The organism is Candidatus Goldiibacteriota bacterium HGW-Goldbacteria-1, assembly GCA_002839855.1.
Taxonomy (GTDB): domain Bacteria; phylum Oederibacteriota; class PGYV01; order PGYV01; family PGYV01; genus PGYV01.
In genome coordinates, this window is record PGYV01000005.1 from 96,360 (window position 1) to 118,548 (window position 22,189).

The following is a 22,189-nucleotide window of genomic DNA, read 5'->3' on the forward strand; positions in this document are numbered from 1 at the left end:
CGATCACCTCTTCTCTTCATTCAACCAGCGTTTAATAAGCTGGACGATAATTTTGGGATTTTCCCTTGCAATCTTTGTAATCTGCCTTTTCATCTCTGCGCGTTTCTGGGCTTCAGCAAGTTCTGCAGCAGAAGGAACCGCTTCCAGCGGAACTTCCACTTCGTCTTCCGCACGGACATCTTTTGCCGCCATCTCTATCTGCCTGCGCAGCTTTTCTCTTATTGCTTTCGGTTTCAGTGTTGAGCGAAGGAATAAAAGCGCGAAGAGCAGGATGCCAAGGACAATGCCAAGGCTGGTGAGTGTGGTCATGTATTTTTCCCTTGCACTCATGTCCGCTTTAGCCATTTCCGCTTTTTCTACTGATCTGTCGAAGCTTATATTTTCAACGGCAACCTGGTCGCCTCTTGTAAGGTCAAGCCCCGCCGCCGCAATAACAGCGTTTCTTACGGAATTTACCTGCTGCGGCTGAAGGTTATCCACGATAACGGCCACAGAGAGCCTTTTTACCGCGCCTACAGTTTCCACAACATGTTTTTCTCTTTTTGAAATTTCATAATTTTCAGTGACTTCTGATTTGGTAAACTGCGAATTACCGCTTACCGCGGATTTATAACCCGGAACGTTTGAATCAGTTCCCGGAACTCCACCCGGATAAGTGCCCACTCCGGTGTAATTTTCAAGGTTTCTTTTGGAACTTCTTATAATACCCTTGCCGCCTACAATAGGCTCATATATTTCGTCTTTTTTCTCTACCTGGTCAAAGTTCAGTTCTGCATTAACCCTTACAGTTGCCCTTTTGTCGCCAAGTACGTTTGACAGCATGGAATCAACCCTGCGCTGTATGTCCTTTTCAAATTCTTTCTGCATGGTTATCTGCTGGTTTGTAAGTTTAAGCTGCTTGCTGTATGAATAGGAAGCAGAACCTTCTTCCATAAGCTCATCTTTTATTATGTCGCTTAAAACAATTCCGTTTGAATCTATAATTGTTACATTTACCGGCTTCATTCCTTCAACACTGCCGGCAACAAGGAAAATTATTGATTTTACATTGTCATAACTTAACTTTAAACCCGACTTCATCTTTATTAATACGGAAGCCGTAGGTTCTTTTTCTTTCTCTTCATATAATTCTTTTTTAGGAAGTACAAGGTGTACCCTTGCATCTTCTATAATATCAATATTTCCGATTGTCCTTCCAAGTTCCCCTTCAAGCGCCCTTACAAAATTCACCCTCTGCGTAAAATCTGTTATTCCAAGGTTGGTTTTATCAAATATCTCAAAACCCACGCCTCCGCCTTTTATCATGCCTTTTGAAGCCATTTCAAGCCTTAAATCATAAACATTTTTAAACGGCACGGATATTGTCTTGCCGTTGTTTCCTATTTTATAAGGAATTTTTCTATCTTTTAATTCCGAAATAATATTGCCCGCGTCTTCGGAAGTAAGATTGGAAAACAGCGGCGAATAATTAGGCGCGGTTGTCCAGAATGCAATTGCAATAAGACCTATTAAAATAAGCGACGGAACGGTAATCCATAAAATTCTTCTGGACTTGTCCTGACCCTGCCAGAAAGATTTTAAACGCTCCCATGTCTTTAACAGAAAGTCGTTCACTATTTCACCTCACCCGTAAATTAGATTTGCATTCTCATTATTTCCTGGTAAGCTTCGGTTATTTTGTTTTTAACCTGAAGCGCCAGCTGTAACGTCATACCTGCCTGTTCAACAGCAAGCATTACATTATGAAGTTCTATATCCTGACCCGCGGCAAGCTGCGAAATAGCATTGTCCGCGTTTATCTGCGTTTCATTAATTGACTTTATTGCCGTCTGAAGAACGTCGCCAAAATCAGCTGCGCCGGTTTTTATTTCCGGCTGTACAGGCTGTACAGTATTTAATACCGTTTCCGGTATGTTAACCTTTCCAAGAACACCCTCTAAACCTGATATTGACATTGGCGCTGACATATACAGCCCTCCGGATAAAAACTTTTTTTATTAAGCCTTACCAATTTCAAGTGCTTTTGCCGCCATGGATTTCGCGGAATTCAAAGCCGTAACATTTGCTTCATAAGCCCTTGTCGCGGATATCATATCAACCATTTCTTTAACTATATTTACATTTGGCATTGCCACATAACCTTCTTTATTTGCGTCCGGATGCCCCGGGTCAAAGGTAAGTTTAGGCGGGTTAACATCATTAATTACACCCGTCACTTTTACCCCTTTAAAACCGGCAGTCATCTTCGACTTATCAAACATTGACGGAAAAAGAGAATTTACTTTTTCTCCCCTTGGTTCAAAAACAACACGCTGGCGCTGATACGGCCCGCCATCTATTGTTTTGGTGGTATTAACATTTGCTATATTATTTGAAATTACATCCATTCTAAGGCGCTCTGCCGTAAGGCCGGACGCGCTTATGACAAAAGCATCAAATGCACTCATTAATTATTACCTCCCGCCTTCAGAAATAGCTGTTTTAAGCCCGCTTATCTTCATTGACATCAGCTGTGCAACCGTGGAATATGTTGTTGTATTTTCAGCCATTTTAGCCATTTCAAAATCTATGTCCACATTATTATCATCTGTCCTTAATGACGTTTCTGCGTTTGTCACAACTTCCGGCTGAAGCTGCGCAAGCGTAAAATCGGTGCCGGATGGAATGTGTTTTAAATTGGTGACAGCAAGCGGCAAAAATTCCTTGTCTTTTTTATCAAGTACTTCGGAAAGTTTGCTTTGAAATACAACTTCAGAACGCTTAAATCCGGGCGTATTTACATTGGCAATATTATTACTTATAAGTTTATGCTGAAGAGATGACGCATTAAGCGATTTCTCTAAAACCTGGTATACTTCACTGGAGAAAATACCTTCAAGCATAAAGATTTATCCTCTCTTTTTTTGAGAAATAGTATAAAAACATGTTATTTGTGCATCAAGTGTTTCTATATTACTTAAAACTATTTTTTTTGTCAAGTTTTTTTTTGTTTCTTATTGCTGAAACACCGTTTTACAATCTATAAAAGACTTATAAACCCTTTAATTTACTGTATGCTTTTACGTGTTTCCCGCTGTTTAAAGCAATTGTTTCAGAGACTAAAAAATCATTCTTTTTTTCAATATCAAGCAGTTTTTCAAACGACCCATTTACTGTTTTCACTTTATTTTTTATGCTTTCGGGCGGTTTTCCCGCTTTTAAAAGCCCCTTTATTTTCGAATTCAATACATCCATTTTTTCAACCAGAATTCTCTTTTTTTCATCCAGAAAAATAACCTTTTCGATATCGCCCTGAATTAACCCTTCGTTCTGCTTTACAGCCAGAGCATACAACATTTCAATTACGCTGTGTTTTTCATCAAGGCAAAATTCCATTTCTGCTGCATTCATTTGAATTTAAACCCTTTCATTATCTCTTCTATGGTTTCCTTGGAGCCAAGGTCTCCAAAATCAGGGTGCGCTTCAAGAAAATTCTTCAGCAGCATATTAACAAGCTTATCTTTTGTAATTTTCGAACCCGGCCTTTTTTTGTTTATTTCATTGACCATTCTGTGAAGACCGTCAAAGTTATATTTTTCCACCCTTATGGTCCTTATAAACCTGGCAGAGCTTGCCTTTACATGTTTTTCCGCGTGCGGCAAAACCACCGGCGATACAGGCGTTTCATCCGGTTTTATTCCTGCAGTTTTTTCTTCATTATCAGATTCCTTATCAAAACTGTACTCTTGTCGTTTTGCTTTATGTGCCTTACTGTCTTTGTCCACTTTCAGCCTCTTAAGCCTTTCAATCTGAAGCTGCGCTTCCGTGATATTTTTACCGTCGCCTGTCATTTATTCACCTTTTTCATTGTAACGCTTTATTATTTCACTGAAATAATTTCTCATTTCCTGCAGATTTACAGACGTATCTTTTGCTTCGTTCATTGAATTATCCGCTTCCGCTTTTATTTCTTCAATATACTTTTTATATTCCGGCACCTTACCTTTATTGTCTGTGATTATTTTGCATAAAAGTTCACTGTCCGTAAAGTGTTCGTCAGTGTAATTGGTAATGTTGCCTATTATTTTTTCTATATGGGTAACCGCCCTTACTATTTCTATAAAAAGGTCGCCGGTGCTGTAGAATGTCTTTATATTGTCTTCAAATTTTTCCGTAAGTTTTATTATTTCAATTACCTCTTTTGTCTTCATCTGAATGTTCAGCAGTATTGCCGCTATTTCTTCCGCCGATTGATTGGAACTTGCGGAAAGTTTTTTAATCTCATTGGCTACCACAGAAAAACTTTTTCCGGCCTCGCCCGCGCGCGCCGCTTCTATACCGGCATTTAACGCAAGCATGTTGGTTTTCTTCCCCATATCCGCGATTTTAATGACAAAAAGCTTTATTTTCTCTGACATGTCCACAAGCTCTTCTATTATCTGTGTGGATGACATGATAGAGTGCTTTAATTCGGTGATTCCCTGTATCTCCCTGCCTATTGCTTTTACCCCTCTGGACGCCACTTCTGACTGGCGCTTGGCATCTGCCAGGACGTTCTGTGTTGATTCATCAATATTCTTGGACGCTGTTTTTATTTCCAGGCCTATTGTATTTACTTTTAAAAACATTTTTTCTGTGGCTTCAAAATACCTGACAATGCTGCTTATGTTCATCCGTATTTTTTCAAACTTGTCGGAATCTTCTTCTATTTTCGCCGCCGCGGTTTTCAGCATGGCGGAATATTCAACAAATTTCTCTTTTGGAATCTTAACCCTGTCTTCATCAATTTTTCTATGATGACGTACAGCCTGCGCCCCTGAAAAAAACGCCGCGTTTTTATCCAGCTCCCTGTCATAATCAACTTCTTTGTCCACCAGTTTCGCAATAGTTTTAATAGCGTAATCATTGACATATTTGCTTAATAACCCCGTGACCAGAAAAATAACAAAAGAATCCGCCATTACAAAAGCAAAAACCCACATCGGGTCAACAGATGGGTAAATAAAAGCAATTACGCCCGCAATTATAAGCGATACTGTAAAGATAGCGCAGCCGCAGATAACGTAGATTATCTGTGATCTCATACCGCGTTCTCTCTTTCAATGCGGACCGCGCCGCCAAGGTTTTTAAGTTTAAGGTCAAGATTTTCATATCCGCGTTCAAGGTGGTAAATTCGCCTTACCACTGTCTTGCCCTGCGCCGCCAGCCCTGCCAGAATAAGCGCAGCTGAAGCGCGCAGGTCAGATGCCATTACATCCGCGCCGCTTAATTCTTTTACGCCCGTCACAATTGACGTATTTCCGTTTATCCTTACAGAAGCGCCCATCCTTACAAGTTCCTGCACGTGCATAAACCTGTTTTCCCAAATAGTTTCTTTTATAATGGAATCGCCCTGGGCAAAACACATAAGCGCCATCCACTGCGCCTGCACATCGGTTGGAAAGCCGGGATATGGTTCTGTGACAATATCAACGGCTTTCAACCTGCCTTTATACGGAAATATATCCACTTTGTTTTTTCCCTGTGTTATTTTTACCCCTGTTTCTTTAAGCTTATCTATAAATATGGAAAGGTGTTCGGGATTAAGCCCTGTTACAGTCACCCTTCCTTTTGTAATAACAGCCGCGGTAATAAATGTGGCGGCTTCTATCCTGTCAGGTATTACATTATACCCTTTAACCGCGGATAGTTTTTTGACCCCGTGAATTTTAAGCGTATTGGTGCCTGTGCCTTCTATCTTTGCCCCCATTGCCTGCAGGAAGTTAATGCAGTCAATTACTTCGGGTTCCTTGGACGCGTTTTCAATAACCGTTGTGCCTTCGGCAAGCGATGACGCAAGCAGTATGTTCACAGTTGCGCCAAGGCTGACTTTATCAAATGAAATTTTTGTCCCTTTTAACTTTGCCGCGGACGCGCTTACATAACCGTGTTTAAGGACAATTTTCGCCCCAAGTTTCTGAATGCCCTTTATGTGTAAATCAATAGGCCTTGCACCTATGGCACAGCCGCCCGGAAGTGAGACTTTTGCTTTTTTATATTTTGCCACCAGCGGCCCTAAAACATAAATTGACGCGCGCATGGTTTTAACCAGTTCATAAGGCGCGGTAAATTTATTTATTCCCGAAGGGTCAATGGTAAGAGTATGGTCTTTAAATTCAACTGTTGCGCCTAAGATTTTTAATAGTTTTGACATAGTGCGGATATCGGTCAGGTCAGGAACATTGTGTATTACCGAAGGCCCGTCGCCAAGAATTGCCGCCGCCATTATTGGAAGCGCCGCGTTTTTAGACCCCGACACGGGAATCTTTCCCTTCAGCTTTTTTCCGCCTTCAATTGCCATCATTTTCATCGTTATCATATTGGCAGAAATCTCCTGTTAGTATTTTATATGATTATAATACTTTTAAGGGATTAAGTAAATACGGATAGTTAGATGCTTGGAGGTTTAGATGCTTAGAGGCTTAGTAAAGCAAATACAGATGTCCCGCCGCTTTAGCTCGCAAGCTCGCTCCAACCGCGGGTTGACGTGAATTATCAAATGAGGGTTATGTGTGTTTTTTCAGAAGCACTATGTATGAAACCAGAAGGTCGGATGCACAGAGGGACAAGAAGAAAGATCAAACATCCAGACAATACCGCGCGGACTAAAGACCCTCGTCTACCAAGACAGAAATACTGCAACTACCGCGGGCTAAAGACCCGCGTCTGCCGGGCCATTAAATACAAATTATTAAATATAAAACATTAATTCAAACCCATTACCATCGCCTGTATTTATTTATATATCGTGGATTTGATTGTGACTTCTACGCGGCGGTTCTTGGTACGGCCTTCTTCTGTTGAATTATCCGCCAGCGGGAACATATCCCCGTTGCCTTCTGTCCTTATGCGCGATTCTTCTATACCAAGAAGATTAACCATGAAAAACTTGACCGCATTGGCCCTTTTAAGCGACATTTCAAGGCTTTCTGAACCGGTACCGTCGGTAAACCCGGATACAAGTATCTCTGATTCTTCGTATTTTTCCAAAACTTTTTTCATATCTTTCAGCGCGCTGTACGCGGAAATCTTTACGTCAGCTTTTCCCCTGTCAAAAAGAGCATCAGAAGAATATGTAAGTTTTATCTCTTTTAATAAAACCACCTGTGACTGCGGCTCTGTCTGGGCTTTATTCCCAAGTTTGTCCCACGCCGTCATTGCGTAATAATAAATCTGTCCGGTTACAACATATTCGCCGCCAGTTCCCTTGCCGTCCCATCTGTACTTCTCCGGCGGAGCGCCCCTGCCTGATATTGAGTAGAACACTTTTTTGTCTATATCCCATACACTAAGCTGCCATTTATCAATACCGTTTTTGTCTTCCGCGGACATCGATATAATAGAAGGTATTATAAGGGCGTCCTGCTGGCCCGGCTTTATCAGTTTGGGTTCCGCCGTCATGAAGACCACAGGCGGCGTATTATCCACTTCAAAAGTTTCAGTATTTGAAATTGACTTTCCCTGCCTGTATACAGCATTCGCTTTGGCAGTGTAAATACCGTCAGGAATTATTAATTCTCCTGTGCCGTACCAGCTTGCGCTGTTTTTAACGCTGTCTATCTGCGCTGTGGCAAGCGGGATTTCTGTATCGTAACCGAATATCTCCACATCTGAAGAAAGAACTTTTTCTTTTGACTGATATATGGCTTCAAATTCCACAAAATCTTTATACCCGTCGCCGTTTGGCGAGAATACTTTTTGTTTTACCTTAAGTTTAAGCGGCGGAGTCCCCCAGACATACGACATTGAAAAACGGTGGGTTACACCAAGTTCATCATAACCTTCAAACGCGTAATCAAGGCCAAAACCGCCTAACTTTATTCCGCAGCCTGCCGTTGGCTGGTTAAAGCCTCCGAATTTGTACCCGCCCCTTAAATAAAGCATATCAAAGACCATATATTCCACGCCGAACATATACTGAAAATCATAATCCACGTGAAGGTTAAACTGGGCGCCAGCTGTCAGCACACCGCCCGGAACATCAAGTTTATCCGATACCCCAAGGTGCAGAATCTTGGGCGGTTCGGCGCCCGCGTTTTCCATTTTTAATTCAGAGCCAAGGTTATTAATTGTCACGCCAAAGCCAAGCAGATTTTTATTAATCTCCATCTTATAAAGCATTCCAATGTCAGCCGTAAGGTTAGAACCCGAAAAGTCGCTTATATTCTGCGAGTTGAATCTTATTCTTACACCCGCAGAAAGGTACTCTTTTACGCTCATCGCGTACGCAAGGGCAAAAGAGTAATCAAAAGGGTTGAAACTTTTTACCGTAAATGAATCCCAGTTAAGCCCTGAATTAAGATACCCATAGCTTGATTCCGGCAGCGCTGTTGTCTGCTGCATCCTGCCGCCGGACAAATATGAGAATGAAGCGCCAAGCTTCGCGCTTTCCATAAGCGGGAACGGGAAAACAAGGGCGATATATTCATAATTTATATTCTGGAACCAGCTGACGTGGGTTAAATGCAGGTCATACGCCAGCACGTGGGAAATTCCGGCAGGATTGTAAAACATGCCGTATGTCCCTTCGGAAATACCTTCATACGCCCCTGCCATGGCTGCCGCCCGCGCAAACGGGCTTATCTTTAAAAAATTCACGCTGGTTGTACCGGTAATTTCCGACCCGGCAAAACTGTTTATGGCAACAGCGGCTGATATTAAAAAAAATAAAAAAAACTTTTTCATTTTACCATTTCCCCTTTTTCTTCCAGCTCCGGCAGCTGTTTTAAAAATTCCCTTATCTGCTGCTCGTCATCCATTTTAAAAAGCGCCACCCTTGCGGCTACCGCGTTATTAAACCCTTTAAGATACCGCCCGAAGTATTTACGCATTTCAAAAACCGCCCTGTGACCCCTGTATTTTAACATTTCTTCATAGTGAAAAGAAGCAAGTTCTATGCGTTCCCTGAAAGAAGGCTGGTAGCCGGGCTCTTTTATCTCTTTAAAAATAAACGGGCTGTTCATCGCGCCGCGCGCAACCATTACAGCGTCCACTTCTGTTTCTTTTTTCATGCGCAGCGCGTCTGCCGCTGTCATTATATCGCCGCTTCCCGTTACAAATAGGCGTGATTCCTGTTTTAACCTTTTTAATTCATCCCAGTTTGAATGCTCCCGGAACATCTGCGCCCTTGTGCGGGGATGAAGGCAGATAAAAGACACACCGTTATCTTCCGCCATTTTATTAAAATCCATAAAATTTCTGTGGCTGTCATCCCAGCCGCTTCTTATTTTTATTCCCACCGGAATTTTTACAGCGCCAACAACCGCCTTTACAATTGCTTCCGCTTTGTTTATGTCTTTCATCATGGCGGAACCTGACCCGCCGTTTGTGACAGCCCTTGCGGGGCAGCCGAAATTTATATCCACAGCATCAAACCCAAGCGCCTGTGCCCTTGCAGCGGCCTCGCCGAATAATGCCGGTTCTTTGCCAAAAAGCTGCATGCCTATAGGGTGCTCTTCTTCATCATACCTGTACAGCGGCTCTATCCTGTCGTGAAACCTTGCCATTGTGTGTTCATTTATCATTTCAGTCCAGACAAAAGACGCGCCGAATTTTTTTGCTATTTTTCTGAAAGGCGAATCTGTATATCCGGCCAGCGGCGCAAGCACATATGGAAACTGCCTGATGCTTTCAAAGATGTCCATATTTATCCGCGTTTCTTCCCTGTTTTTTTAACTTTATTTTCAAGTTTCTTTATTTTTTCTTCAACCTCATCTATCCCGATGCCCAGCATATCCGCTATCCTGTTTGTAATAATAAAGATAAATACAATCGCAATTGTGGATACCCCTGCCACCAGATACATCCCCATACCTGTGGCAAGGCCAATTCCCGCCACCGCCCAAAGGCTTGCGGCCGTGGAAAGCCCCGTAACCGTACCGCGGGATTGTATAATTGTGCCCGCGCCAAGAAAACCTATTCCGGTAACTATCTGCGCGGCTATCCTGCCCGGGTCTATCTGCGCTTCATCTTTAAACATATAAAACATGCTTAAAGAGACAAGCGTGAATATGGTTGAACCCAATCCTACAAGCATGTGTGTTTTTATTCCTGCCGGTTTATGTTTTAACTCTCTGTCTATTCCCACTACGGCGCTTAACAATAATATAACGCCGATTCTTATAAGCATTTCTTTTTCAGACATATCCACCCTCCAATATTATTCATAACATATTTTAACACAAAACTATTACCGCTTAACCTGCCGCATTTTTTATTTCCACTTTAAGGTCAGGCTGCGCTTCAATATCCATACCGGATACAAGCCCCCGCTTTATCCTTTCATAACCCACATACGCTATCATAGCGCCATTGTCAGTGCACAGCAGATTTGAAGGCGCAAAAAAGTTTATCTTTCTGTCATCCGAAAACTTCTTTAATTCCTCTTTAAGGCTTATGTTCGCGGCAACACCGCCCGCTATCGCAAGCGACTTTATCTTTCTATTTTTAAGAATCTTTGCAGTCTTATTTAGTATGGTGCGGATTATGGTCTTTTGAAAAGCCGCCGCAATGTCTTCTATTGTCACTTCACCGCTTTTTATCTTATCCTGGTTTCTCTGTATATAATATAACACGGAAGTTTTAAGTCCGCTGAATGAAAAATCCATGCTGTTGTCCTTCATCTGCGCCTGTGGAAAAATAATTTTTTTATGATCGCCTTTCATGGCTGCCTTTGATACTTCCGGGCCTCCCGGATACGGCAGCCCCAGCATTTTTGCAGCTTTGTCAAAAGCTTCGCCCGCCGCGTCATCCCTGGTGGAAGCCATAAGTTCATAATCGCCAAAATCATTCGCGATATATATATTTGTGTGGCCGCCGGAAACCACTATGCCCGCGTAAGGGAAAGTAAAATCTTTGTTTTCCAGAAATGGGCTTAACAGGTGCGCTTCTATGTGATTCACGCCCGTAAACTTTTTACCTGCAGCATACGCAAGCCCCTTGGCGTATGACACCCCGACAATTAGCGGCCCGGCAAGCCCCGGCCCGTATGTGACGGCAATGCCGTCTATCTGCTTTAAAGTAAGCGCGGCTTTACACAGCGCTTCATCCACGACCGCAGGCAGCCTGTTTAAATGCTCCCTTGCCGCTATTTCCGGTACCACACCGCCGTATATCCTGTGAGTATCCACCTGCGAAAATATAACATTGGAAAGAATCTTCTTGCCGTCATAAACCGCGGCTGATGTTTCATCGCACGATGTTTCAATACCCAGTATTTTCAAAATACACCCCTTAACTTTTTATAATAAACTTACTAATTTACAACTTCCGCCGTATAAACAAATTCATAACCTTCGGCTTCAAACTTTGGCATAAGTTCCTGCAGCACTTCAAGCGTTGAAGGATAATCATGCCCTATCCCCACCGCATAGCCCTTCTTTTTTGCCTCTTTTTTTAAAAGCTGCATCTGTCCCGCTATATAAGTTTTCTCTTTAGAGTTGTCAAGAAATACGTCCCTGCCCGCAAACAGCACGCCTGCTTTTCGGGCTTCTTTTTCAGCCACGGAATCAGAAGCGGTCCTGCTGTCAATAAAAAATAAATTTTTGGAAGCAAAATACTCCATGACATACGACATCACTTTGGAATCAGAAGTAACCAGCGACCCTTCGTGATTATTAGCGCCAAAAGGGTTCCCCACAGCTTCAAAATTCTTTTTAATAATGGACGTTACGGCGTTACGGTTCATTCCGGACAATATTGTAGTTTTTTCCATAGGCATTATCCCCTTGGGCTGCATTGGAAGGTGCAGAATAACGCCTTTCTTTGACGCGCGCGCAAGTTCAAAGGCCTGCTGTGAATACCTTAAACCCGGAAGTACCGCGCAGTTATACACCTGTTTTATAGAGCTTAAAAATTTAAAGTCCCTTTTATTGTATCCCCAGTCATCAAGTATTACCACAATCTTGGGGCCGGGATTTTTAATCAGCTCCGCTTTAAGCAATTCCGTATTGTTCATGACAACAGACAAAACTGTTTTAACAGAGCCGTCCGCGCGCTTTTCATCCGCTTTTATTTCCGCGGCGGGATATGCAGACATCTCTTTTTTAAAAAGGTTTAACAGAGAACCGGCATCGTGGCGAAGCGGCATTTTCGCCCTGACAAATCCGCTTTTATCATAAATTATAAGCGCGGGATCCAGCAAGACTTTTTTGATAAGGACACTACGCGCTGCAGAAGCGGCATCACGCATTTCTTTTTCACGGTTTATTTTCTGCTGAGGCGCAAGGTAAAAAAAATACAGCGCCGCCGCTGCCATTACAAGCAGCATTAAAGCCGGAAATATGGAATTCTTGTTTCTTCTGCGCCCCATTATTTTATTTAATTGCGGGAAAGCCTTGCGACAGTGTCCAGAATATCCATCGCGCGCTTTATCTGTGTGTCATTTTCAACGGCAACAGCCCTGCTTGCGCTTCTGCCTTTCTGTTTTAACGCCATTTCAGTCTTAATCCACTTGGCAAGAATTTCACTGTCAGACACAAATTCCTGCGCCTGCACTTCTTCGCCTTTCTGCTTTAACCACTTGCCAAAATCTTCCATTAATTTTTCATCAAAACTTTTCTTAAAAAATACTTTTATATTTGATTCCGACACATTAGCGCCGTTTTTTTCTTTCTTGGAATTATCAAGGCCTTCCGGATTCTTTTTAAGATACTCGGTTACAAATTCAGTGATATACCCTTTTTCCATAAGTTCCACGGAAAAAGTGGAAGCCACAGGGTCTTTTATTTCTATGTCCGGCTTTACGCCCACGCCGTGTATCTTAGTGCCGTTAGGCGAAAAATACTGCTGCGTGGTAAGCCTTATCGCGGAATTATCAGACAGCGGGATTATGGTCTGCACGGAACCTTTACCGAATGTATTGGTGCCGATGATTACGGCTTTTTCATTATCTTTCAATGCCGCCGCAAGAATTTCAGATGCGGAAGCGCTGCCTTCGTTTACGATTATTACAATGTCTCCCTTAAACTCTATATTATCCGACGACTTAAACTTCTGAATTTTATCCTTGTTCCTGCCCGCGGTTGACACAATGACCCTGTCATTGGGAAGGAATATATCCGACACTTTTATCGCCTGGTCAAGAAGGCCGCCGGGATTATTTCTAAGGTCAATGATAACTTTCTTTACCTTTTTCTCCCTGAATTCACCTATGGCGTTTAACACCACGTCTGAAGCCTTGCCCATAAATTCATTTATTCTTATATAACCGTATTTCCCGTTTATAACCGAATATCTTGCTGTCTCTATTTTTATTATAGCCCTTGTAATTACATAATCCTTGGGCTGTTCCTGCCCTCTTTGAACTGTTATGGTGACTTTTGTGCCGGGCGTGCCGCGCAGTTTATGAACGGCGTCCATTACTTCCAGTCCGTCTGTGGTTTCCCCGTCAATAAATACTATCTTATCCCCCGCCTGAATCCCCGCGTTGGAAGCGGGCGTGTCTTCTATCGGAGCCACAACTGTAAGCTGCCCGTCTTTAATTGAAATTTCTATTCCAAGCCCGCCGAATTCGGCTTTTGTGTCTTCGTTCATGTCTTTAAAACTCTGCTGGTCAAGATACTGCGAGAACGGATCAAGCGTCTGAACCATTCCTTTTATGGCGCCTGCAACCAGGTCATCCGGATTCGTTTTTTCCTCATCCACGTATGTGTCCTGAACTATCGCATAAACTTCCATAAGCGGTTTTAACGCCTCGTAGGCGTCCTTATCTTTCTTGGCATAAAGCGGCATCGCCGCCGCCACGATTAACAGAATAACCATAAAAATATTTTTTTTCATATTATTACCTCCAAATAAGCGCATATTAAAAAAAATCCACGGGTATTAAACCGTGGTTAAATTATAATAACAGAAGGCAGAATAAATTGCAAATTATTAAGGGGAAAACGGGGGATCTGTTTAGTCAGACTGATATTTTATTGCCTGACACAAGAAAAAAACTTCATTTATCACCTTTGTTTCTGAAATATTTTAGAAATCTGTCCTTCCGTATCATTTATAAAGTAGGGTCGTTGACTTTGCCCATAAAAAGAATTGTATTTGTTGAATTTTCAACTATTGCAAATATAAAAGGATGATCAATACTAAACGGTTCTGTTATAACCCAGCTTGTACCTCTAATAATTGTACCTGTTGCCGCGGCTGCTTCTGTGCCTATTTCGCCCACTTCAATAAACGCTTTATGAACAACATCTGAAATCATCAGCCCTCCGCTCCCGTTAATCCCTGATAAATCAGCAAGCGGCGAAAAAGCCGTCGGCATCCCCATTTGTTTTAACTCTTCCGTAAGGCTTATATCAAAAGAATAACTGAACTTTGGCAGTGTCAAACGCACAAGTGTGTCTCCAACCGTGTATTTTATTCTTGAAGAGAGCCAGTTTGCAACATTATCACCTGTCATGCGACTCTCCAAAACGGCCATCTGTCCGTTTGAAGGCAGAAATATAAACATAGAGACCTCGTTATCCACATAAGGCAATTCAAGCACCGATGCCGCTCCGTAATAATCCTCTATGTTTCTGTACAAGTCTTTATGCATCATATCCACGGTAACTGTAACGCCCGACTGAGTATAAAAATCCTCCATTCCAGTGTCATTTGGATCGAACTGATTAAGCCAATCCGCCTTGAAATATATTGCATTAGTTAGCACAAGTTTTGTGTCCGATCCAACACTCCCGTCAGGAATCAAATTTTTAATTATTCCTGCTGTCTGATTTTCAACCGCAGTATTAATATACAGCCTGGATGCTTCAGGAGAATTTAAAAAATCCATATTTTGTGAATCCGCGTGATAATAGGTTGTTAAAACATCTGAATACAATGTAAGCAAAGGCATTGTCTGTTCCACCCATATATTATTGGATGTACTAAGCTGATACTGTTTACCGGGCGCATTAATAGTACTTATCATGCCATCAAATGATTCATGGCGCACCGCTTCGTCAATCTGATAATGAAAAACATTTTGAATTTCCGAAGCCGTAGCGCCTTTCGCCCCTTCATACGCCATGCCCATACAGGTATAAATACTGAAAGGTGAAAATAAGACGTTACCTGCCGCGTCTTTTTGTCCGCCATAAAGATCCATACAGAATTTATTTACTCCTGTCTCGGGTTCATAACTTAAAATCGATGAAACACCGCCTTCAATTTCCGTTACCGCCGCGGGTGATCTATGAGCCGAGCACGATAAAAAGAACAATATAGAAATCCCCGACAAAACCAATAAAATCTTTTTCATATAATACCTCCCGATAATATTCAATCCATGAATATAAGACAGAAAATATCTAAAAAAGTTCCTGAATTATTATCAAGATAATTGCACCGGACAATCAAAGTATAAAGCATAAACACATTTAACTTTCACATACATCTTAAACACTTGCGTTTTCTTGTTCCTGTTCCAGGCAAACAGTCAAACTATCTTTTTCCCGCCGATTATAACACCATAAAGTTTCAGTTCCCCGTCAGTTATGATAAAATCGCCAAAATTACCGGCTTTGATAAAGCCAACTTTTTCTTTTATCACAGATGCGGGATTGAAAGTTGCCATCTGCAGCACATCTTCAAGCGGCAGGTTAAGCCATTTTTTCACGTTTCTGCACATCTGTATAAGGGATGTATTGCTGCCTATCAGCCTGCCTGTCTTGTCATAAGCCGAGCCGTCCTTAATGATGAAATGGCCAAGCGCGGCGGTGTAGTATTTTCCGTCTTTCATTGCGTCCATACCCGTGGAATCTGTTATAAGGACAAGCCTTTCTTTTCCAAACAAACGGTATGCAATTTCAACCGCCGCGGGATGAACGTGGTTGCCGTCAGCAATAAGTTCTATTGAAACATCTTTGCTGTGAAGCAGGGCGCCTAACGGGCCGGTCTCCCTGTGGTGAAGCCCTTCCATGGCGTTAAACAGGTGAGTCACGTGCGTGTAACCGCCTTTAAAAGCTGCCAAAGATTTTTTATAACCCGCATTGGAATGTCCAAACGCTATTACCGTGCCGTTTTTAACAAAATTACCCGCAGCGCGCGCCGCACACTTATTCTCCGGCGCTATCGTCATAATCTTTAGCCGCGCTGAATATTTTTTTATACGCTTTAAAACATTTTCGCAATCGCTTTCAGTTATATATTCATTCCCTATCATTCCCTTTTTTTTCGCGTTTACAAACGGCCCTTCAAGATACAGCCCGTGTACCCTTGCCCCGTTTAAATTCTTTGAAAAATTTGCTATGACATCAAGGTGTTCGTTATCACCTTTTAAAGAATAAAATCCTGTTATCAGTGCGGAAGTGGTGCCGTTTTTGGCAAGCGCCGCGCTTATTTTTTCCAGTTCCGCCTTTCCGGATAACTCCGTAGAATTAATTCCCGCGCCGCCGTGAGTGTGAATATCCACAAACCCCGGCGCAAGTATTTTCCCGTTAAGGTTAATTGAATTATCCGAACCAGAAGAAGTATTTCGGGTATAAGACAACGATGATATTATTCCATCATCCCCCACTTCAACTGTGTTCTCCCTGATAAACTCTTTCCCGTTAAATATCCTGGCATTTCTAATTATCACATTCACCCTCCGGTAATAATTACAATTATATTTTATTGGGGGCAAAATGCAAGAGATAATAATAGAGGCTTGGATGGTTGGATGCTTAGAGGCTTGGTTTAGAACCGGCAAGTGCTGGCTGCTGCTAACCATTGAATAAAGATTAAGTGTTTTTCAGTGATTACCTCGTAAGCATGGCGTGTATGCGGCAGGGACGGCTTTGTGTTTGTATTTCCGTCCAAGCCTCTAAGCATCCAAGCCTCTAAGCATCCAAATCCCCCAATTTCCCATTGACTTTACACGCCTTTGCTGTAAAATCTTAACTAGTTTTAACATCAAAGGAGGAAATATAATGAAAATTAAAACCCTATTTATGGTAATTATGCTGTCTCTGGCTTTTGTTGCAGCATACGCAACAGAAACAGTAACCGAAACCGTCACAGAAACCGTTACCGCAACAACAACAGAGACAACAACCGAAACAGTAACGGAAACAAACACTCCTGACTGGACAGCTACGGGAACCCCCACTATCACTGCCACTTTCACAATAACTATGACCGCCACAAACACGCCTACACCGCAGGCAAAAGTTTTTGCTTATCCCAACCCGGCTTATGCAGGGTTTGTAACAATTGCCTACCCTATTGACCCGGCAAAGACAGCAAAACAGGTTGAAATAATTCTTTATTCCACAGACGGTGAAGAAACCGGAAAAATCACGGATGACGCGCCTAACGGCTATTCCCGCTTTGATATTTCAAAACTGTCCCGCGGAGTATATTTTTATAAAACCATAATACGCTATACAGACGGCAGTCAGACAGTTAAAAAGCACGAAAAATTCGCCGTGGTAAGATAAGGAGAAGCGCAGATGAAAAAAATAATAATAACAGCAGCAGTTCTTTTACTTGTATCATCTATTGGATTTTCAGCGGATGCTGATATGAAGAACACATCGGCAACCGCCGGAAGATATCTTGACCTGTACGCGGGAGCCGCAGGTTCCGCGATGGGCGGGGCTTACATAGGTTCATGCGACGATGCCTCTTCTGTTTTCTGGAATCCGGCAGGGCTTGCTTCAATGAAAAACACCGAAAAAAAGTGGAGCATGTTCTTTTCACATAACGTCTGGCTTATGGACATGATGATGGACCACCTGTCAGCTGCAGGTAACTTTGGTAAATTTGGCGCGGCCGCGGTTGGAATAGGTTATTTTAACGCCGGAGAGATGAAAAAATACGACATAGACGCGGAAAATAATTACATTGAAGCGGGTTCCTTTTCCCCTTATGCCATAACCGCTTCCCTTTCATATTCAAACACACTTGAAAAAAACATAGATTTCGGCGTCACATTAAAATACATCCTGGACACAATAGACGGCAGCACAATAAGCACAGGCGCTTTTGACTTGGGCCTGCGTTATAAATCACCCCTTGAAGGGCTTTTCTTTAACGTGCTGGCAAAAAACTTTGCGGGTACGCTTGGCGGAAGCATTCTGCCAAAAGGAATAACCTTTGGCGCATTCTATACAATTGACATTTACGACTATAACTTAAGCGCTGAATATAACCTTGTGGGCAAAGCAAACAATAACGGCGTACACAGGGCCGGAATAAGCTTAAAAACACCTTTTCTTTTTACCGCGCGCGCGGGATATCAGACAGACAATACCGGCGTAACAACCGGCTTAAAGGGCTTAACCTGCGGCGTAGGGCTTAACATTGAAGAAAAATTTGTGGACTTCTCTTATGAACCATACGGCGAACTTGGAAATTCTTTCAAAGTATCCCTTGGCGGGGCTTTTTAACACATTCAACTAATCATACATAACTGTAATAAAAAAGAGGCGCTGTAAAAAGCGCCTCTTTTTTTATTTTAACCTGCCTGTTTTATTCTTATAACTCCCCGGGTTTGCCTATCCCGTACTCTTTCATCTTGCGCCATAATGTTGACCGCGATATGCCAAGTGCCTTTGCCGCTTTAGTGTGGTTATTGTCATATTTATCAAGCGCCCTGTTTATATATGACCTTTCCGCGTCTGCAAGGTTCAGTTCCGGATCAGAACCGTCGCTTCTTAATTCTTCTTTTACCGGCGCCGAAAGCTTTCTAAAAGGCGATATTCCCTGCAGGGTTACAGGAAGATCCGCAATAGTTATGATATCCGATGACGCCATTGCAAAAGCGTGCTGTACTATATTATCAAGCTCCCTGACATTGCCCGGGTATTCATAATTCATTATCGCCGCGCGCGCCCGTGGATCAATACCCACAATATTGCGCCGCTCTAACTTATTATACTTTTCAATAAAAAATCTTAGAAGATACGGAATATCTTCAAGCCTTTCCCTTAAAGGCGGAATATGAATATGAATTACATTAAGCCTGAAAAATAAATCTTCCCTGAAAGTTTTTTCCTGAATGGATTTCATAAGGTCCTGATTTGTCGCAGCAATGACCCTGATGTTCACATTCTTTGACGTTTCATCCCCAAGCCTTCTTAAATCACCGTTTTCAAGTACCCTTAATAATTTTGCCTGCAGCCCAAGGCTTAAGTCGCCGATTTCATCAAGAAAAAGCGTACCGCTGTCGGCAAGTTCTATAAGGCCTTTTTTGTCAGCCGTCGCGCCTGTAAAAGCGCCCCTTTTATACCCGAACAGTTCGGACTCTAAAAGGTTTTCCGGTATTGCCGCGGAATTCACCGCTATAAAAGGTTTTGATGCCCTCCTGCTAAGTTCATATACCGCCCTGGCTATAAGTTCCTTGCCGGTGCCGGTCTCGCCGGTTATCAGAATATTGCTCTCATTTTTTGCCACTTTTTTTACAACAGCCATTACTTTTTTTATCTTATCGCTCTTGCCCACAAACCTGCCTTCAAAATAATCCGGTTCACTTTCCTGCACCGCGTCCACAACAGCGGCGGCAGCTGACCTTTCAAGAATATATTTCAGTTCATTTAAATTTACAGGTTTTACTATATAGTCAAAATTTTCAACCGATGCGGCCTTAATTACCCTATCCAGTTTTTCACGCGGGCACACCATAATTACACGCATTTCAGGAAACCGCTCGCCTATGAATTTAATGATGTTAAGTTCAAGTTCATCGGCAATATCGCTGTCAATAATAAGCATGTCAAAACCGGCTTTTAATTTGCCTATTAATGCCGCGGAGTCTGTGACGATATAAGGGGAGTATGAATTATCTTCAAGGTAGTTATTTATCCTTATCGCGTCTTCCCTGTCGGCCAGAGCGAGAAGTATTTTATTCATTGCTGTGCACTTTCTCCTTTAAGTTTTGTATATAAACCCCACAGCTCTTTATCCTGTGGAAACATCTTTATTCCCGTTTCAAGCTCTTTTACGGCATCTGCCGGCTTTCCGTTCTCTTTTAACGCAAGAACCAAATATGATATCGCTTTAGCGCTTGGCGTCTCATTATTAGACTGCCTAAATTTTTCAGCTGCCTTTTCATAATCTTTCGTTCCATAATGAAACACTCCAAGATTCAAATATATTATATCCCTTTTAAATTTGTTTTCAAGTAATAATTTATATAACTCTTCCGCCTTTTTAAAATCCTTTGTTAATAGGTATTGGTTTGCTTTATTCAGCATCGCCTCGTTCATCTGATATTCAGTAAGGGGCGATAAAGAATCAATTCCCTTTTGCAACAATGGCGTATTGCCGCCGCGTTCTTTCGCTTCAATAAAAGCCTTCTTTGCGTCTTTATAAAAACCCCTGTCATAAAGAAGCGCCCCAAGCCGTTCATATGCCGAAGAGAAACTTGTGCCGCGCAGCGCGGCAAGCCGCAGATACTTAAGCTCATTATCCGAATCAGACATTTGCGCGTAAGCAAGGGATGCATTATAGTAAATATTTCCTTCCGGCTTATCAATCGGAAAATCCAGCGCCTTGATATAAAGTTCTGCCGCCTGCTTTGGGTAACCGCCTGACAAAAGCGCGTTTGCCTGATTTACCATTGAAACAGGATACCAGCCTATAAGGTCATAATCGTTTTTGCTTTCTTTCGCGAATTTTTCAAAAATACTTCTGTAGGAATACAGCTGATACAGCGCGGGCGAATATATTCTTTTCTGCGGATTAAGCTTTACCAGAAGGCCTTTGGGAACGGCTGTATATCCGTTCATAAAAGGGTCAAGTTTTGGCATAAACGCGCTTCTGTAAACATTGGTTTTTAATTTGTAATTTTCAATAATGTTTAATATGTTGCGTTCTGTGTCAAACGGCTTCATTGGAACATTTTCATATTTTTTTATAAAATCATTTATACCCCAGTCAAATATCATAAAAGAAGCGGTGGCAAAAATTACATCAGTTCTTCTTTTTTCTATCTCCTGTATATAGTACACCGGCATAAGGTTATAATCGCCGTCTGCCACGTACAAAGACCCGTCTTCCATTGTCTTTAGAAGGTTATTGCCGTAATCATATGACAGGTAATCGTCATTATGGTTATTTTTAGAGTAATTAACGCATATCATAACCGCCGCCGCTGCTGCCGCAGCGCACAAAATTAAATTTCGATATAACTTTTTATCCTTAAAGGCAGACAGCACATACACAATACCGGCGGAGATAAACAGCCCTATTATATACTCCGCAGGCATGATGAAAATCTGAATCAGCCATTTAACATCCTCCTGAGTCCTGTTATAAAAAACAACAATAACTATTATAAGCAGGGCAAATGACAGAAGTACCGCGTTTAGTTTTTTTGAATACTTATTTACGGCTAATACTCCCGGTATTACAAAAATCCATAACCACCCAAAGTTTCCAGTAAACAGTTTTATAAACTCCATAATCTGATATCTAAAAACCGCCCACGATGCATCAACCGGCCCAAGATACGCTTTTCTTGAAACCACCCATATGAAATTTTCTAAATTTGAAGGATTGCCCCAGTTAAGCGCGGCAGGCACACCCGCGCGTATAAACAAATATATGTATGGCGTAAGGCCTGTAGTAAAAAAAAGAACCATCAGCAGGTTATGCTTAAGATTTATCTTTTTTATATTAATCAGGTAAACAAAAAATAACACCGGCGCAAGTATAATCATGCTTGGCCAATGGTTGGCAAGTGAAAGCCCGTAGATAAAAGAGATAAAATACACTTCTTTTATTTCAAACCTTTCCAGTATAATAACCGTACGCCATATTATCAGCGAGAGAAATAACAGATTAAGCATGTATATTCCGCCCTTTGCTTCTGTCCCCTGATTCCATAACATATATGAAAGCATAATCATCCCGGAAAAAAGCGCCGCGCTTACAGATTCATCCGCTTTTGTTACCCTGTTTAATACTTTTTTTAAAATCATGAAAGTTATTAAAAATATACACAGCGACAGAAAAACCGAATACATATTTAACCTGAAAGCCGGATTAGCCAGCGGGATTAAAGAAAAAAGTTTTCCGGATATCGCGTGAAGCGGATATCCCGGCGGATGGCCGATGCCTAAGGTAAATGCCGCAGCGGCGGTTTCAGGAGAATCGTTATTTTTAAATACCGGATTTGCGGTATAAAAATACAGAGATGCCGTTGCAAAGAAAACAAAGGTAATAATTATATAATTTTTTATTTTTTTAATATCAGCCATTC

General features: G+C 42.0%; 20 protein-coding genes. 2 read left to right on the forward strand and 18 right to left on the reverse strand.

Going from position 1 to position 22,189, the window contains the following annotated elements; translation table 11 throughout:
- Nucleotides 1-3: 3 nt before the first annotated feature.
- The 16 genes from fliF to nagA form a co-directional block, all read right to left on the reverse strand.
- Complete coding sequence (gene fliF / locus CVV21_06355) at nt 4-1,617, reverse strand: flagellar M-ring protein FliF (protein ID PKL91644.1); 1,614 nt, start codon at nt 1,615-1,617, stop codon at nt 4-6.
- A 17-nt stretch (nt 1,618-1,634) separates the two neighbouring features.
- Nucleotides 1,635-1,967 carry a flagellar hook-basal body complex protein FliE gene (locus CVV21_06360; protein PKL91645.1) on the reverse strand — a complete coding sequence of 111 codons (333 nt, stop codon included), beginning with the start codon at nt 1,965-1,967 and terminating at the stop codon, nt 1,635-1,637.
- Nucleotides 1,968-1,997: 30 nt separating this feature from the next.
- A complete protein-coding gene (gene flgC / locus CVV21_06365) occupies nt 1,998-2,447 on the reverse strand; it encodes a flagellar basal body rod protein FlgC (GenBank protein ID PKL91646.1) in 450 nt (149 codons plus the stop codon).
- Nucleotides 2,448-2,453: 6 nt separating this feature from the next.
- Nucleotides 2,454-2,882, reverse strand: a complete 429-nt coding sequence (gene flgB, locus CVV21_06370) for a flagellar basal body rod protein FlgB (GenBank protein PKL91647.1) — start codon at nt 2,880-2,882, stop codon at nt 2,454-2,456.
- 148 nt (nt 2,883-3,030) lie between these two features.
- Nucleotides 3,031-3,390, reverse strand: a complete 360-nt coding sequence (locus tag CVV21_06375; GenBank protein PKL91648.1) for a hypothetical protein — start codon at nt 3,388-3,390, stop codon at nt 3,031-3,033.
- Nucleotides 3,387-3,830, reverse strand: a complete 444-nt coding sequence (locus CVV21_06380) for a hypothetical protein (protein PKL91649.1) — start codon at nt 3,828-3,830, stop codon at nt 3,387-3,389. Before CVV21_06380 ends, CVV21_06375 begins: the two co-directional genes overlap by 4 nt.
- The gene (locus CVV21_06385; protein ID PKL91650.1) at nt 3,831-5,063 is read right to left on the reverse strand and encodes a hypothetical protein; all 1,233 of its coding nucleotides are present in this window, start codon (nt 5,061-5,063) and stop codon (nt 3,831-3,833) included. It lies immediately after the preceding gene.
- Nucleotides 5,060-6,328 (reverse strand): UDP-N-acetylglucosamine 1-carboxyvinyltransferase, encoded by a 1,269-nt coding sequence (gene murA / locus CVV21_06390; GenBank protein ID PKL91855.1) that lies wholly within the window; start codon nt 6,326-6,328, stop codon nt 5,060-5,062. The genes CVV21_06385 and murA overlap by 4 nt, the downstream gene beginning before the upstream one ends.
- A 425-nt stretch (nt 6,329-6,753) precedes the next feature.
- Entirely contained in the window at nt 6,754-8,703 is a 1,950-nt protein-coding gene (locus CVV21_06395; GenBank protein PKL91651.1) for a hypothetical protein, read from the reverse strand.
- Nucleotides 8,700-9,662, reverse strand: coding sequence for a tRNA dihydrouridine synthase DusB (locus tag CVV21_06400; GenBank protein PKL91652.1), 963 nt, complete (start codon nt 9,660-9,662; stop codon nt 8,700-8,702). Before CVV21_06400 ends, CVV21_06395 begins: the two co-directional genes overlap by 4 nt.
- A 2-nt stretch (nt 9,663-9,664) precedes the next feature.
- Nucleotides 9,665-10,162, reverse strand: coding sequence for a magnesium transporter MgtC (locus CVV21_06405; GenBank protein PKL91653.1), 498 nt, complete (start codon nt 10,160-10,162; stop codon nt 9,665-9,667).
- A gap of 52 nt (nt 10,163-10,214) precedes the next feature.
- Nucleotides 10,215-11,243 carry a tRNA (adenosine(37)-N6)-threonylcarbamoyltransferase complex transferase subunit TsaD gene (tsaD, locus tag CVV21_06410; protein ID PKL91654.1) on the reverse strand — a complete coding sequence of 343 codons (1,029 nt, stop codon included), beginning with the start codon at nt 11,241-11,243 and terminating at the stop codon, nt 10,215-10,217.
- A 29-nt stretch (nt 11,244-11,272) separates the two neighbouring features.
- On the reverse strand, nt 11,273-12,328 hold the full coding sequence (locus CVV21_06415) for a hypothetical protein (protein PKL91655.1): 1,056 nt from the start codon (nt 12,326-12,328) through the stop codon (nt 11,273-11,275).
- A gap of 8 nt (nt 12,329-12,336) precedes the next feature.
- Entirely contained in the window at nt 12,337-13,821 is a 1,485-nt protein-coding gene (locus CVV21_06420) for a peptidase S41 (GenBank protein ID PKL91656.1), read from the reverse strand.
- Nucleotides 13,822-14,014: 193 nt separating this feature from the next.
- Nucleotides 14,015-15,262, reverse strand: coding sequence for a hypothetical protein (locus CVV21_06425; GenBank protein PKL91657.1), 1,248 nt, complete (start codon nt 15,260-15,262; stop codon nt 14,015-14,017).
- A gap of 177 nt (nt 15,263-15,439) precedes the next feature.
- A complete protein-coding gene (gene nagA, locus CVV21_06430; GenBank protein ID PKL91658.1) occupies nt 15,440-16,714 on the reverse strand; it encodes an N-acetylglucosamine-6-phosphate deacetylase in 1,275 nt (424 codons plus the stop codon).
- Between the two features lie 199 nt (nt 16,715-16,913).
- Between nagA and CVV21_06435 the strand changes: the two genes are divergently transcribed.
- Both CVV21_06435 and CVV21_06440 read left to right on the forward strand, forming a co-directional pair.
- A complete protein-coding gene (locus CVV21_06435) occupies nt 16,914-17,423 on the forward strand; it encodes a hypothetical protein (protein PKL91659.1) in 510 nt (169 codons plus the stop codon).
- A gap of 12 nt (nt 17,424-17,435) precedes the next feature.
- Nucleotides 17,436-18,374 carry a hypothetical protein gene (locus CVV21_06440; protein ID PKL91660.1) on the forward strand — a complete coding sequence of 313 codons (939 nt, stop codon included), beginning with the start codon at nt 17,436-17,438 and terminating at the stop codon, nt 18,372-18,374.
- Nucleotides 18,375-18,462: 88 nt separating this feature from the next.
- On the opposite strand, the gene CVV21_06445 is transcribed toward CVV21_06440, so the two are convergent.
- Together CVV21_06445 and CVV21_06450 are read right to left on the reverse strand one after the other, a co-directional pair.
- Nucleotides 18,463-19,836, reverse strand: coding sequence for a hypothetical protein (locus CVV21_06445; protein ID PKL91661.1), 1,374 nt, complete (start codon nt 19,834-19,836; stop codon nt 18,463-18,465).
- Complete coding sequence (locus CVV21_06450) at nt 19,833-22,187, reverse strand: hypothetical protein (GenBank protein PKL91662.1); 2,355 nt, start codon at nt 22,185-22,187, stop codon at nt 19,833-19,835. Before CVV21_06450 ends, CVV21_06445 begins: the two co-directional genes overlap by 4 nt.
- Between the last annotated feature and the right edge of the window lie 2 nt (nt 22,188-22,189).

What these genes read in the sequence shown, in the direction of transcription:
- CVV21_06360 (PKL91645.1), bottom strand. Translation starts at nt 1,967, where the DNA reads ATGTCAGCGCCAATGTCAATATCAGGTTTAGAGGGTGTTCTTGGAAAG.
- flgC (PKL91646.1), bottom strand. Translation starts at nt 2,447, where the DNA reads ATGAGTGCATTTGATGCTTTTGTCATAAGCGCGTCCGGCCTTACGGCA.
- flgB (PKL91647.1), bottom strand. Translation starts at nt 2,882, where the DNA reads ATGCTTGAAGGTATTTTCTCCAGTGAAGTATACCAGGTTTTAGAGAAA.
- CVV21_06375 (PKL91648.1), bottom strand. Translation starts at nt 3,390, where the DNA reads ATGAATGCAGCAGAAATGGAATTTTGCCTTGATGAAAAACACAGCGTA.
- CVV21_06380 (PKL91649.1), bottom strand. Translation starts at nt 3,830, where the DNA reads ATGACAGGCGACGGTAAAAATATCACGGAAGCGCAGCTTCAGATTGAA.
- CVV21_06385 (PKL91650.1), bottom strand. Translation starts at nt 5,063, where the DNA reads ATGAGATCACAGATAATCTACGTTATCTGCGGCTGCGCTATCTTTACA.
- murA (PKL91855.1), bottom strand. Translation starts at nt 6,328, where the DNA reads ATGAAAATGATGGCAATTGAAGGCGGAAAAAAGCTGAAGGGAAAGATT.
- CVV21_06395 (PKL91651.1), bottom strand. Translation starts at nt 8,703, where the DNA reads ATGAAAAAGTTTTTTTTATTTTTTTTAATATCAGCCGCTGTTGCCATA.
- CVV21_06400 (PKL91652.1), bottom strand. Translation starts at nt 9,662, where the DNA reads ATGGACATCTTTGAAAGCATCAGGCAGTTTCCATATGTGCTTGCGCCG.
- CVV21_06405 (PKL91653.1), bottom strand. Translation starts at nt 10,162, where the DNA reads ATGTCTGAAAAAGAAATGCTTATAAGAATCGGCGTTATATTATTGTTA.
- CVV21_06415 (PKL91655.1), bottom strand. Translation starts at nt 12,328, where the DNA reads ATGGGGCGCAGAAGAAACAAGAATTCCATATTTCCGGCTTTAATGCTG.
- CVV21_06420 (PKL91656.1), bottom strand. Translation starts at nt 13,821, where the DNA reads ATGCGCTTATTTGGAGGTAATAATATGAAAAAAAATATTTTTATGGTT.
- CVV21_06425 (PKL91657.1), bottom strand. Translation starts at nt 15,262, where the DNA reads ATGAAAAAGATTTTATTGGTTTTGTCGGGGATTTCTATATTGTTCTTT.
- nagA (PKL91658.1), bottom strand. Translation starts at nt 16,714, where the DNA reads ATGGTTAGCAGCAGCCAGCACTTGCCGGTTCTAAACCAAGCCTCTAAG.
- CVV21_06435 (PKL91659.1), top strand. Translation starts at nt 16,914, where the DNA reads ATGAAAATTAAAACCCTATTTATGGTAATTATGCTGTCTCTGGCTTTT.
- CVV21_06440 (PKL91660.1), top strand. Translation starts at nt 17,436, where the DNA reads ATGAAAAAAATAATAATAACAGCAGCAGTTCTTTTACTTGTATCATCT.
- CVV21_06445 (PKL91661.1), bottom strand. Translation starts at nt 19,836, where the DNA reads ATGAATAAAATACTTCTCGCTCTGGCCGACAGGGAAGACGCGATAAGG.
- CVV21_06450 (PKL91662.1), bottom strand. Translation starts at nt 22,187, where the DNA reads ATGGCTGATATTAAAAAAATAAAAAATTATATAATTATTACCTTTGTT.